The organism is Paraburkholderia sp. SECH4, from assembly GCF_030511745.1.
Lineage (GTDB): Bacteria > Pseudomonadota > Gammaproteobacteria > Burkholderiales > Burkholderiaceae > Paraburkholderia > Paraburkholderia madseniana.
Window position 1 is genome coordinate 1 of the sequence record NZ_JALOCP010000079.1, and the last position, 13174, is coordinate 13174.

9 protein-coding genes are annotated in these 13174 nt (G+C 61.7%); 6 read left to right on the plus strand and 3 right to left on the minus strand.

Annotation, left to right across the window (positions count from 1 at the left end; genetic code table 11):
- Window positions 1-375 precede the first annotated feature (375 nt).
- A complete protein-coding gene (locus M0D67_RS41210; protein WP_154560149.1) occupies window positions 376-597 on the minus strand; it encodes a hypothetical protein in 222 nt (73 codons plus the stop codon).
- A 344-nt stretch (window positions 598-941) separates the two neighbouring features.
- Between M0D67_RS41210 and M0D67_RS41215 the strand changes: the two genes are divergently transcribed.
- Entirely contained in the window at window positions 942-1274 is a 333-nt protein-coding gene (locus tag M0D67_RS41215; protein WP_154560150.1) for a hypothetical protein, read from the plus strand.
- Window positions 1275-1513: 239 nt separating this feature from the next.
- On the opposite strand, the gene M0D67_RS41220 is transcribed toward M0D67_RS41215, so the two are convergent.
- Both M0D67_RS41220 and M0D67_RS41225 read right to left on the minus strand, forming a co-directional pair.
- Window positions 1514-1939 carry a VOC family protein gene (locus tag M0D67_RS41220; protein ID WP_171928817.1) on the minus strand — a complete coding sequence of 142 codons (426 nt, stop codon included), beginning with the start codon at window positions 1937-1939 and terminating at the stop codon, window positions 1514-1516.
- A 126-nt stretch (window positions 1940-2065) separates the two neighbouring features.
- Window positions 2066-2338, minus strand: coding sequence for a response regulator (locus M0D67_RS41225; RefSeq protein ID WP_171928818.1), 273 nt, complete (start codon window positions 2336-2338; stop codon window positions 2066-2068).
- 637 nt (window positions 2339-2975) lie between these two features.
- Here M0D67_RS41225 and M0D67_RS41230 point away from each other — a divergent pair.
- The 5 genes from M0D67_RS41230 (at window position 2976) to M0D67_RS41250 (ending at window position 13080) form a co-directional block, all read left to right on the plus strand.
- Window positions 2976-3320: a helix-turn-helix transcriptional regulator gene (locus M0D67_RS41230; protein WP_166618179.1), complete on the plus strand. Its 345-nt coding sequence runs from the start codon at window positions 2976-2978 to the stop codon at window positions 3318-3320.
- Window positions 3321-3978: 658 nt separating this feature from the next.
- Window positions 3979-4815 (plus strand): IclR family transcriptional regulator, encoded by an 837-nt coding sequence (locus M0D67_RS41235; protein ID WP_154560154.1) that lies wholly within the window; start codon window positions 3979-3981, stop codon window positions 4813-4815.
- A gap of 375 nt (window positions 4816-5190) precedes the next feature.
- Complete coding sequence (locus M0D67_RS41240) at window positions 5191-6615, plus strand: MdtA/MuxA family multidrug efflux RND transporter periplasmic adaptor subunit (protein WP_171928821.1); 1425 nt, start codon at window positions 5191-5193, stop codon at window positions 6613-6615.
- Between the two features lie 18 nt (window positions 6616-6633).
- Entirely contained in the window at window positions 6634-9756 is a 3123-nt protein-coding gene (locus M0D67_RS41245; protein WP_171928822.1) for an MdtB/MuxB family multidrug efflux RND transporter permease subunit, read from the plus strand.
- A gap of 3 nt (window positions 9757-9759) precedes the next feature.
- Window positions 9760-13080: an efflux RND transporter permease subunit gene (locus tag M0D67_RS41250; protein ID WP_266243424.1), complete on the plus strand. Its 3321-nt coding sequence runs from the start codon at window positions 9760-9762 to the stop codon at window positions 13078-13080.
- Window positions 13081-13174 lie beyond the last annotated feature (94 nt).

Consider the following 13174-nt stretch of genomic DNA (forward strand, 5'->3'; position numbering starts at 1 on the left):
AACCGCTGGGATGACGTACCACGGCGAGCCCGTCTCGAGCCCGTGGAACCGGGTTCCTGGCGACATGAGCAAGAGCGCGGACACCACGAGTGGCATGAGCATGTCCACTATGCGCCCCGAAGACAGCAGCATGTCAACGAAGACTGTCCAGTAAGACCTTTCAGAATTGCCGGCGTGCGGCCATTCCAAGGTCAGGTCGCTCGCGAATTGGAGCTTCGGTACCTCCGTGGTGCTTCGGTTGTGGTGATATCGGCATCTTTCGTCTTGCCGGCGGCGCATCTGACTTCTGTCTCTGCGCCGCCCGCTTTGCCTGCGTTTTAACCTCGGTGTCCCTATGCCGTGTATCCCGGACGTTTAAGGAGCGTGCGTTCCTTTTCAAACCTTATCGAAGCGAGTACACCATGCCTGAAAAAGCACTTCTTCGGGAAACGCCTTTACCTCGTAGCGGACCGGCAGATGCTCGGTAGGTTTCATCAGGTGCTCACACTCCTTAATCAGCTCGGGCCATGGCACGTAGGCTGATTGCTTAGGCTCGTGACGGAAAAGCACTACGATGTCTGTGGCTGGCAGTAAGCAGCGCGATGCATTGGTTTTCATCCTCGCTGCGGCATCGGTGCCGCGCGATTTGCGGCTTTCAGGCGTACCTGCCGAGCTAGCGCGGCCACGACGACGAAAGAGAACGAGATGAGCGAGCAGAACGACAGCCGTCCGCGGCTTGCCCCCGTGGGCGGATGCGAGCGTGTCCGTATCAATCGACGAGAAGCCAAGCGTCCCGTTTCCGGCCGTCTCCGAGAGCAAGTTCGATGTTTTGTCATGGAAGCGCTGCTTGACCCGCTGGGGCGAACGAAGGCAGTATCAGAGACGCGGCGCATTGCCATACCGGCGAACTGGCAGTGGACATGTACCTGCCGGAACCCAACTCCATCGGTGAGGAGACGTCCATGATAGAGGTGACGAATACGTACGACCTGCAGCTAGGCGTGAATCTGGAGTCTTACGCCGAATGGGCCAGGAAGGCGGCGGAAACGATTGTGCAGCAGCCAGGTCTGGTCGAACTTCGCGCGAACCGGAATATGCTGGGCGCCCCGCAGATTCGAACGACCACCTGCTGGAGGTCCACAATCGACTGGGCGACGTTCGCAGACGGGCCATGGCGCGCGCTGGAGCAAGAACTACGGACCTTCGCGACCAATTTCAAGGTCGAGATGTGGGGGCCGTCGCCGCTCCTGCAGACGCCACTCCGTCCGGACCCAACCGGCGGTGCTGGTGCATGAGCAGACCCACGCGCGTCGTCACTATCGAAACCGGTCGCGGCAGCAATAGCATTATCTTAAGTCGTGGAGCCACAGGCTCAGAAAATTAACGCACCCATTCGTTTGGGTGACCACATGCACCAGGCTTGCGGCTCCATCAGCCGAATTATCCAGCGGTTAGTATCCGCAACACGGCACTTCCATCGTCACCCCTGGTTCGGGTCAAACGGACATCTGGAAACCACGGGTCCCCGTGATATTCACGAGTGCCGCATCGACGGAGTAATTGTTAGGCCAACCAGCAGTCCTTCCGGAGAAAGAAATCGTGTGACCGTCTGACCCCAGGGTTCCTTCTTGTTCTTGATGAGAATTCGATAGCCTCGCGATTCCAGTTCCGCGGTTGCTCCTTCAACGTCCTCGACATCAAATTCGAGCCATGCCTGGGGAACGGGCGTGTTGTCCGGCCAGGAATCTTTGCCAAAGCAGGACTGTGCCGCCTGCTCGAGCGGCCACAAGGCAAAACTCTGAACTCCTTTCAGAGCCTCAGTATGCAGATAACTGCCCGGCTCCTCCTTGAATGAGATGTTGAACGTCTCACCGTACAAGTTTCGGCCCGCGATTTTATCGCGGACGATTGGTCCAAACCCGGCAACGAACAGGACCTTGATACGCTCAAACTCTTGCATGTGAACTCCTCCTTTGGCTGCAGATGCGGCAGGTGGTAGACGCGTTTCTGCCCGCTCGGGCCTATGCCCCCTAAGTCCAGCCGACTTTCTGTAGCCCTAAAACTCGCGACAAAGGGCGCGCCGACCTTAGACAATGCCCCGCAGCGTACCGTCGGCACGTTTCGCCAGGATGTACTGCATATCGAGCGAAAGGGGCTTAGTCAGATGAAAATCGAAACCGGCCGCCAAAGCCCTCGATTTGTCGGATTCGGATGCATAGCCCGTAAGCGCCACGAGCACGATGTCGTCGAGTGCTCGTTCAAGTCGAACTGCGCGTGCGACTTCGAAGCCGTCTATTTCCGGCATCCCCACGTCGATGATTGCAACCTCAGGGTGCGTAATGCACCTAACCTGGGACATTCCCTATAACGCATGTCTTAAGCGTAGCGGTCGGACGCTTTCGAACACCTCGATATTGCGCTGATGTCGGCCGCAAGCCCGCGCCAATGCTGGCGTCGCGAGCATCCCATTTTTGAAGCCTCTTTTCTGCAAACCCTACATAGTCGCCTTGCATTACCAAAGGTATGGGAAAGTGCGCAGAAAATGTAGCTGGATGGGTCAATTTGGCTTGCTACTCTGCAATCCATGCATTAAGCGCCGACGAGCACCTAAGCCAGCGCGCGATTATTCTAAATATCGTGCAAGGAGTGGTGATTTGTGCGACCTAATTGTCTCGCAGCGTTCGCCTCCGACTCCTGCTCCCCAGTTCAGTGATGAAGCTAGCTGAGGGTGAGCGTCACCTGTGACACGCCGAGGCGCTGCCGGTGAAATTTTAGACTGCTCGCAAAAAGGTGCCTGGGGGGTGCTTGGACATAGAGTCCAAGAATGGTGAGTTGGATTGTGGACCCTTTGTAGACGCAAGGGAGCGGCAACTGACGGTGGAGCGAGGAAGGACGGCGCCGCTTTCGGGAACTCGCGCCGTCGAGGAAGCGGCGATGGTCCGCGCCATTTAAATGAGGGCGGACAGGATGGCAGCAGCCGCGCCGCCGGATTGGGCGTGCATACCGTTACCAATATCGAAAATCAGGCAGCAAATGTCCGCCTGGATACAGTCAACCGGCTTGCCATTGCCCTGGACGTCGACCCTTGCCTTCCGTTGTCATCTGACCCAGTGGAAGCGCCTGGAGACTACGCCGAGCGGCCGCTTGGCGACTCGGTAGCCCAAAATCTGAAACGACTTAGGCTTCGGCTGAGCCTGACCCAAGAACAGGCCGCAACTTCGGCAGGTCTCGGACGCGTCTATGCCTACAAGATTGAAAGCAAGACGGTCGCAGCAACGCTCGATACCTTGGACGCATTGGCGCGGGTGGTAGGCGTTGAAACCTGGCAACTACTGGTTTGATACTGGCAAGAGAAACCACCGTAGGGCGAATTAAGTATCTTCTGAACGGGAAAGTCGGCTCAGACTGACGGACCGCACATTGACCATCGAGGGTGATGGCAAAGACCCAGAATTGCTGCCGCGCAGCAGAATTAATCCAAAACCTGCAGACTTTGTTGCACGCAAAGGGGCGTTTTATGAATGCCGCAGACTTTGATGTGCGCCGATAGCACAAAAAAAAGGCGTCACGTTTCCGTGACGCCTTAAAAAGTTCTAGCCATTCCGAGGGCCGTGCTAGAACCTGAGAGACGGTATTCGAAAGTTGGACGGGTGCGCGATGTTGGACGCCGGACTCGAGACAGACACTGCGTGGACTGCTACGGGGGACTGTTAGAGGTACTCGACCAGACACTCCGCGGACCACGGTTGGTTCAGAATTTCAAAATGCAGAACCTGAAACCGTCTTTCGAAATGAGGTTCCATTTTTTATGGTTATGCTGACTAAGTCAAGCAAAATCTAAAGAGACCTCATTCGTCTCGGCAAAATATTCCGATACAATGAATCTTCCGACGAAAAATGCACTTCGCGCCCCATTTTGGGGCCTCCGCCGCACCTCTGCGGATCGGTTGCTGACAGGCAAGCGAACAGAAAACTGAAATATAGTTCCAGAAAAACGACATGACCCGACCCACGTCCTCCCGAACTGCCGCAGGCCCAGCCAAAGACAAAGACGGCTCGGGCGACGAAGTCACCGCGCTGGCACGTGGTTTGACCGTGCTGCGCTCGATCGCCGCGGCCGATGCGCCGCTCAGCAACCGCGAGTTGACCGAGCTGACCGGCATTCCGAAGCCCACCGTCTCGCGCATTACCGCCACGCTCGTCGGCGCAGGCTTCCTGTTCCGCTTGCCCGACAGCGAGCGATTCGTGCTGACCTCGTCTGTACTGGAGTTGAGCAACGGCTTTCTGCGCAACTTCGACATCCGGGCCCGGGCGCGCCCCTTCCTCATCGAACTCGCCGAACGCACCGCGTTGTCCGTGCATCTGGCCGTACGCGACCGCCTCGACATGGTGGTCATCGACGCGATCCGGCCACGTTCGGCGGTGCTGGTATCGCGCCTCGAAATCGGCTCGCGCATGAACCTCAGCCGCACCGCAGTCGGCCGCGCCTATCTGTCGGCGCTTGCCGAACCGGAGCGGGAAAAATTGCTGATCGGCCTGCAGGCCGCCGAAGGCGACGACTGGGGCCACGTCAGCAGCCGTCTGACGAGCGCATTACGGGAAACGGCGGAGCAAGGCTTCGCGATCGCCACGGGCGAATGGTACGACGGTTTGAACGCCATCGCATCAGGATTCACCGGCCCCTCGGGCGAGCGCTACGCAGTCAATTGCGGCGGCTCCGCGGATCAGTGTCCGCGCGACTGGCTGATCTCACGTGCGGCGCCGGCCCTGCTCGAATGCATCAGCAAGATCGTTCTCGAGATCGGCGGCACGCCTGGACGCCGCCTCGACAACTGAAACGCGCACGCGCTCGCCGGTCGGCGGCCACGGCATTTTCCAGCCGCCCTCCACTCGCACTGTAACCTTCGTAATCAAAAGAAAAATACACGGGTGGACTGTTACAGAGCCTGCGACGTAGGATCACGCATTCCCGTCGCGGGCGCTCGCCCGGCTTGCCGCTATCGCCCTTCGATAACGTCCCGCCGAGCTGCCATGATGCCGCACTGCGTTAACATCGTTGTCCCGCGCCTCGGGTAGCATCGCGCTGAACATTTGCGGCGCGCCCGCTGTCGAAACCGCCTGTCATGCCGCCTGCGTGCCGGTCCGCCGAACTGTTGAAGCGGCACAAACGCACGAGCGGCTCACATCAAAGCCAGCCACCAGACCGAACCGATGGACGAACAACAAAAGCATTCGGAAACCACACGCCCTGCCGCCCCGGCTTCTCAACCCGGTTCGCAACCGTCAGCCACCGGGAAACCTGTCGGCGGTCCCGGGAACACGCCGGTCGCAGCAAAAAGCCATCGCGGGCGCAACATCGCGCTGATCGTTGCGGCGCTGGTCATCCTTGGGGTCGTGTTGTGGCGCTGGCATCCGTGGGGCGGGCCCGGAGGCGCGAGCGGGGCTGCCGGTGCAAGCGGCGCGAGCGGCGGCCGCCCGGGCCGTGGTGGCCCGGGCGGCCTCGCCAACATGGCGCAGCCTGTTCACGTGGCGACCGCCGCACAAGGTGAGATGCCCGTGGTGCTGACCGCGCTCGGCACGGTCACGCCGCTCGCCAACGTCACCGTGTTGCCGCAGTTGAGCGGCGTGCTGCAGGACGTGTATTTCAAGGAAGGCCAGATGGTCAAGAAGGGCGACGTGCTCGCCCAGATCGACCCGCGCCCCTATCAGATCTCGCTGGAAAACGCGCAAGGCACCCTCGCGCGCGACCAGGCGCTGTTGCAAACCGCCCGCCTCGACCTGAAGCGCTATCAGACGCTGCTCTCGCAAGACTCGATCGCCAGCCAGCAGGTCGATACGCAGGCCTCGCTCGTGCGGCAGTATGAAGGCACGGTGAAGTCCGATCAGGCAAACGTCGACACCTTCAAGCTCGACCTCGTCTATGCGCGCATCACCGCGCCGGTATCGGGGCGCGTCGGTTTGCGCCAGGTCGATCCGGGCAACTACGTGACACCGAGCCTGACCAACGGCATCGTCGTGATTACGCAGTTGCAGCCGATCAGCGTGATCTTCACGACCTCCGAAGACAACCTTCAGCAGATCATCCAGCAGACCCAAACGGGCGCGAAGCTCTCGGTCACCGCGTACGACCGCAGCAACACCACCTCGCTCGAAGGCGGCTCGCTCGAAACCCTGGATAACCAGATCGACACCACGACCGGCACGGTCAAACTGCGCGCGACCTTCCAGAACGACAAGAACCGGCTGTTCCCGAATCAGTTCGTGAATACGCGCCTGCTCGTGGACACGATCAAGGACGCAGTGATCGTGCCGACGCCGGCCGTATTGAACGGCTCGATGGGTCAGTTCGTGTACGTCGTGAAGCCGGACAACACTGTGACGGTGCGTGCGGTCAAGGTGGGTCCGGTGGACGGCGAACGCACCAGCATCAAATCCGGCCTGCAGGTCGGCGAGCGCGTCGTGATCGACGGCTCGGACCGGCTGAAGGAAGGCGCGAAGATCACGATTCCGGCCGACAAGCCGCGCAGCGCTTCGGGCGCGCGTGGTGCGAGCGGTGCAAGCGGCGCGGCTGCCGCTTCGGGCGCATCCGGCGCGCATGGACATCACCGCAATCACGCGGCGCAAGCCTCGCAATAAAGGCACGGCAACTATCGCATGAATCCATCCCGCGCCTTTATTCTGCGCCCCGTCGGCACCGCGCTGCTGATGGCCGCGATCATGCTGGTCGGTCTCGTCGCGCTGCGCTTTCTGCCGCTCTCCGCGCTGCCCGAGGTCGACTATCCGACGATCCAGGTGCAGACCTTCTATCCGGGCGCGAGCCCGGACGTGATGACCTCGTCGGTCACCGCGCCGCTCGAACGCCAGTTCGGGCAGATGCCGTCGTTGAATCAGATGTCGTCGCAAAGCTCGGCCGGCTCGTCGATCATCACGCTGCAGTTCAGCCTCGATCTGCCGCTCGATATCGCCGAGCAGGAAGTCCAGGCGGCGATCAACGCCGCGGGCAACCTGCTGCCGTCCGACCTGCCCGCGCCGCCGATCTACGCGAAGGTCAATCCCGCCGACGCGCCGATCATCACGCTCGCGATCACCTCGAAGACGATGCCGCTCACGCAGGTGCAAGACCTGGCCGACACGCGTCTCGCGCAGAAGATCTCGCAGGTTGCGGGTGTGGGTCTGGTGAGCCTGTCTGGCGGCCAACGCCCGGCCGTGCGGATTCAGGCGAACCCGCGCGCGCTCGCTGCGTACGGTCTGAATCTGGACGACTTGCGCACCACGATTTCGAACCTGAACGTCAACACGCCGAAGGGCAACTTCGACGGCCCGACGCGCAACTACACGATCAACGCGAACGATCAGCTAACCGACGCCGACGCTTACAAGAGCGCCGTGGTCGCGTACAAGGGCGGCCGCCCGGTCATGCTGACGGACGTCGCGAACATCGTGCAGGGCGCGGAGAACACCAAGCTCGGCGCATGGGTCAACAACACGCCGGCGATCATCCTGAACGTGCAGCGCCAGCCGGGCGCGAACGTGATCCAGGTGGTCGACAGCATCAAGGCACTGCTGCCGCAACTGCAACAGTCGCTGCCCGCTGCGCTCAACGTGGAAATCGTCACCGACCGTACCACCACGATCCGCGCTTCCGTGCGCGACGTGCAGTTCGAATTGCTGATGTCGGTCGTGCTGGTGGTGCTGGTGATGTACCTGTTCCTCGCCAACGTCTACGCGACCATCATTCCGAGTCTGTCGGTGCCGCTCTCGCTGATCGGCACGCTCGCGGTGATGTACCTGTGCGGCTTCTCGCTGGATAACCTATCGCTGATGGCGTTGACCATCGCAACCGGCTTCGTGGTGGACGATGCGATCGTGATGATCGAGAACATCGCGCGTTACGTCGAAGAAGGCGAATCGCCGCTGGAAGCCGCGTTAAAGGGCTCGAAACAGATCGGCTTCACGATCATTTCGCTGACGGTTTCGCTGATCGCCGTGCTGATTCCGCTGCTCTTCATGGGTGACGTGGTGGGACGCCTGTTCCACGAATTCGCGATCACGCTGGCCGTAACGATCGTGATTTCGGCGATCGTCTCCCTCACGCTCGTGCCGATGATGTGCGCGAAGCTCCTGCGCCACACGCCGCCGCATGAAAGCCACAGTTTCGAAGCGAAGGCCCATAAATCGATCGACTGGGTGATCGCCCGCTACGCGGTCGCGCTCACCTGGGTGCTGAACCGGCAACGCTCCACACTGTTCGTCGCGGTGCTCACGCTGGTACTGACCGGCGTGCTGTACGTGTACATTCCGAAGGGCTTCTTCCCGGTGCAGGACACCGGCGTGATCCAGGCAATCACGCAGGCGCCGCAGTCGGTGTCGTATGCGTCGATGGCCGAGCGTCAGCAGGAACTCGCCGCGCAGATCCTGAAGAACCCGGACGTGGAAAGCCTCACCTCGTTCATCGGCGTGGACGGCAGCAACATCACGTTGAACAGCGGCCGCATGCTGATCAACCTGAAGCCGCGCGACGACCGCAGCAACACCGCGAGCGACGTGATCCGCCAGTTGCAGCAGGACGTCGCGCACATTCCGGGCGCCTCGCTGTACATGCAGCCGGTGCAGGATCTGACGATCGATTCCACCGTCAGCCCGACGCAGTACCAGTTCATGCTGACCGACCCGAACATCAGCGAATTCACCACCTGGGTGCCGAAGCTGGTCGACCGGCTGAAGCAGTCGCCGGAACTGGCGGACGTGGCCACCGACCTGCAGGACAACGGCCAGTCGGTGTACATCGAAATCGACCGCGCCACGGCGTCGCGTTACGGCATCACGCCGGCTACCGTGGATAGTGCGCTGTATGACGCATTCGGCCAGCGCATCATCTCGACCATCTTCACGCAATCGAACCAGTACCGCGTGATTCTGGAAGCGCAGCCGCAGATGCAGCACTACACCGAGTCGCTGAACTCGATCTACCTGCCCTCTTCCACCTCGTCGGGTGGCCAGGTGCCGCTGTCGTCGATCGCGAAGTTCATCGAGAAACCCGCGCCGCTGCTCGTCACGCACCTGAGCCAGTTCCCGGCCACCACTGTCTCGTTCAACCTCGCGCCCGGCTCGTCGCTCGGCGCGGCGGTGAAAGCGATCGATCAGGCGGAGAAGGATATCGGGCTGCCGGCGTCGTTCCAGACGCGCTTCCAGGGCGCGGCGCTGGCGTTCCAGGCGTCGCTGTCGAACGAACTGTTCCTGATCCTGGCAGCGATCGTCACGATGTATATCGTGCTCGGCGTGCTGTACGAGAGCTTCATTCACCCAATCACGATTCTGTCGACGCTGCCGTCGGCCGGCGTCGGCGCGCTGCTCGCGCTGCTGATCACCGGGCACGATCTCGACATCATCGGCATCATCGGTATCGTGCTGCTGATCGGTATCGTGAAGAAGAACGCCATCATGATGATCGACTTCGCGCTCTACGCCGAGCGCGAGGAAGGCAAGCCCCCGCGCGAAGCCATCTATCAGGCGTGTCTGCTGCGTTTCCGGCCGATCCTGATGACCACACTTGCCGCCCTGCTCGGCGCCCTGCCCCTGATGCTCGGCACCGGCGCGGGTTCGGAGTTGCGCCGCCCGCTCGGTATCGCGATTGCCGGCGGTTTGATCGTCAGCCAGTTGCTCACGCTGTTTACGACGCCGGTGATCTATCTCGGCTTCGACGCACTCGCCCGCCGCGCGCGTGAGCGCTTCAATCGCGGCAAGCCTGTGCCGCCCGCCACCGATGCAGGGACTTAAGCGATGAACCTGTCGCGTCCGTTTATTTCCCGCCCGGTCGCCACCACGCTGCTGGCGATCGGCATCGCGCTGGCCGGTATTTTCGCGTTCACCAAGCTGCCGGTCGCGCCGCTGCCGCAGGTCGATTTCCCGACCATTTCGGTGCAGGCGACGCTGCCGGGCGCGAGCCCGGACACGGTCGCGACCAGCGTCGCGAGTCCGCTCGAACGGCATCTCGGCTCGATCGCCGACGTCACCGAAATGACCTCGCAGAGTTCGGTCGGCTCGACGCGCATTACGCTGCAGTTTGGCCTGAACCGCAACATCGACGGCGCCGCGCGCGACGTGCAAGCGGCCATCAACGCCGCACGCGCCGATCTGCCGGCGAGCTTGCGCAGCAACCCGACGTACCACAAGGTGAATCCGGCCGACGCGCCGATCCTGATTCTCGCGCTCACATCGAAGACGCTGACCGCCGGCCAACTGTACGACTCGGCGGCCACCGTGTTGCAGCAGTCGCTATCCCAGGTGGACGGTGTCGGCGAAGTGGATGTGAGCGGTTCGGCGAATCCGGCTGTGCGTGTCGAACTGGAACCGAATGCCCTGTCCCACTACGGCATCGGTCTCGAAGACGTGCGCGCGGCGCTCGCCGCGGCCAATGCGAACAGCCCGAAAGGCTCGATCGAATTCGGCCCGAACCGCGTGCAGATCTATACCAACGACCAGGCCAGCAAGGCGTCGCAGTATAAGGATCTGGTCATCGCGTACCGCAATGGCGCGGCGGTGAAGCTGTCCGACGTCGCGGAAGTGGTCGATTCGGTCGAAGACCTGCGCAACCTGGGCCTCTTCAACGGCAAGCGTTCGGTGCTGGTGATTCTGTACCGCCAGCCCGGCGCGAACATCATCGACACCATCGACCGCGTGACGGCGATGCTGCCGCAGTTGCACGCGTCGCTGCCCGCCGACGTGGACATCGCGCCGGCCGCCGACCGCTCCACGACGATCCGCGCGTCGCTGAGAGACACCGAGCGCACGCTGATGATCGCGGTGGCGCTGGTGGTGATGGTGGTGTTCCTGTTCCTGCGCAACTGGCGCGCCACGCTGATTCCGAGCGTGGCGGTGCCGATCTCGATCATCGGCACGTTCGCCGCGATGTATATGCTGGGCTTTTCGATCGACAACCTGTCGCTGATGGCGTTGACGATCGCGACCGGCTTCGTGGTCGACGATGCGATCGTGGTGCTGGAGAACATCTCACGGCATATCGAGAATGGCGTGCCGCGCATGAAGGCCGCGTTCCTCGGCGCGCGCGAAGTCGGCTTCACCGTGCTGTCGATCAGTATCTCGCTGGTCGCCGTGTTCCTGCCTATTCTGCTGATGGGCGGCATTGTCGGGCGGCTGTTCCGCGAGTTTGCGCTGACGCTGTCGCTCGCGATCGGCGTGTCGCTGATCGTCTCGCTCACCTTGACGCCGATGATGTGTTCGCGCCTCCTGCGCGAGCCGCATGAGAAAAAGGAAGAAGGACGTTTCGGCCTCTGGCTCGAACGCGGCTTCATGTCGATGCATCGCGGTTATGAGCGTACCCTCGGCTGGGCGCTGCGGCATCCGCGCCTGATCGTGATGATTCTGCTCGCGACCATCGGACTGAACATCTGGCTGTACATCATCGTGCCGAAGGGCTTCTTTCCGCAGCAGGACACGGGCCGCCTGATCGGCGGTATTCAGGCCGACCAGAGCACGTCGTTCCAGGCGATGAAAGGCAAGTTCGCGGAGATGATGGAGATCGTCGGCAAGAATCCCGCGGTAGACAGCGTGGCGGGTTTCACCGGCGGCCGGCAGACCAACTCCGGCTTCATGTTCGTTTCGTTGAAGCCGAAAAGCGAGCGCAAGCTATCCGCCGACCAGGTGATCCAGCAACTGCGCGCCCCGCTCGGCGAGGTGGCCGGCGCGCGGACTTTCCTGCAAGCGGTGCAGGACATTCGCGTAGGCGGCCGGCAATCGAATGCGCAGTATCAGTTCACGCTGCTGGCCGATTCGACGACCGATCTGTATCTGTGGGGACCGAAGCTGACTGAGGCGCTGCAGGCGCGCCCCGAACTCGCCGACGTGAATTCCGACCAGCAGCAAGGCGGCCTCGAGGCGATGGTGACGATCGACCGCGCAACTGCCGCGCGCCTCGGCATCAAGCCGGCGCAGATCGATAACACCTTGTACGACGCGTTCGGCCAGCGCCAGGTCTCGACGATTTACAACCCGCTGAACCAGTATCACGTCGTGATGGAAGTGGCGCCCAAGTACTGGCAGAGCCCGGACATGCTGAAACAGATTTACGTCAGCACCTCGGGCGGCAGCGCGAGCGGCGCGCAGACCACCAACGCGCCGGCCGGCACGGTGACCGCGCGGACCACGGCTACGGCTACAGCGAGCACGAGCGCGACGACAGGCGGCACGGCGGGCACGACTGCATCGAGCGTGGCGAGCATCGCGGCCGACTCCGCGCGCAACCAGGCGATCAATTCGATTGCGGCGAGCGGCAAGTCGAGTGCTTCGTCGGGTGCGGCCGTGTCGACGTCGAAGGAAACGATGGTGCCGTTGTCGGCGATCGCGAGCTTCGGGCCGGGGAATACGCCGTTGTCGGTGAATCACCAGAGCCAGTTCGTGGCCTCGACGATTTCGTTCAATCTGCCGCCGGGCGTATCGTTATCGACCGCGACGCAGGTGATCTACGACACGATGGCGCAGATCGGCATGCCGGGGACGATCCACGGCAGCTTCCAGGGCACGGCCCAGGCGTTCCAGCAGTCGATGTCGGACCAGCCGATTCTGATTCTGGCCGCGTTGGCGGCGGTGTATATCGTGCTGGGGATGTTGTATGAGAGTTATATCCATCCGCTGACGATTTTGTCCACCCTGCCCTCCGCGGGCGTGGGGGCGTTGCTGGCTTTGCTGCTGTTTAAGACTGAGTTCAGCATCATTGCGTTGATCGGGGTGATCTTGCTGATCGGCATCGTGAAGAAGAACGCAATCATGATGGTGGACTTTGCTATTGAGGCCTCCCGGCAGGGGTTGTCGTCGCGGGATGCGATTTTTCAGGCTTGTTTGCTGCGGTTTCGGCCGATCATGATGACTACCTGTGCTGCGCTTCTTGGGGCGTTGCCGCTGGCCTTTGGAAGTGGTGAAGGGGCGGAGCTTCGGGCTCCGTTGGGGATTGCTATTGTGGGTGGGTTGATTGTTAGTCAGATGCTGACGCTGTATACCACTCCCGTGGTGTATCTGTATATGGATCGGATTCGGGTGCGGTGGGAGGCCCGCAAGGGGCGGCGGGCGGGGGTGGCGCCTTCTTGATGTTTTTTGCCTGCGCGGCGCTTGTTGTCAGTGTTCTTAGGGTGTTGGCCTTTCCTTGAATTGTTAGTGGTCTATTAGCGTTGCCCCTGTGCGG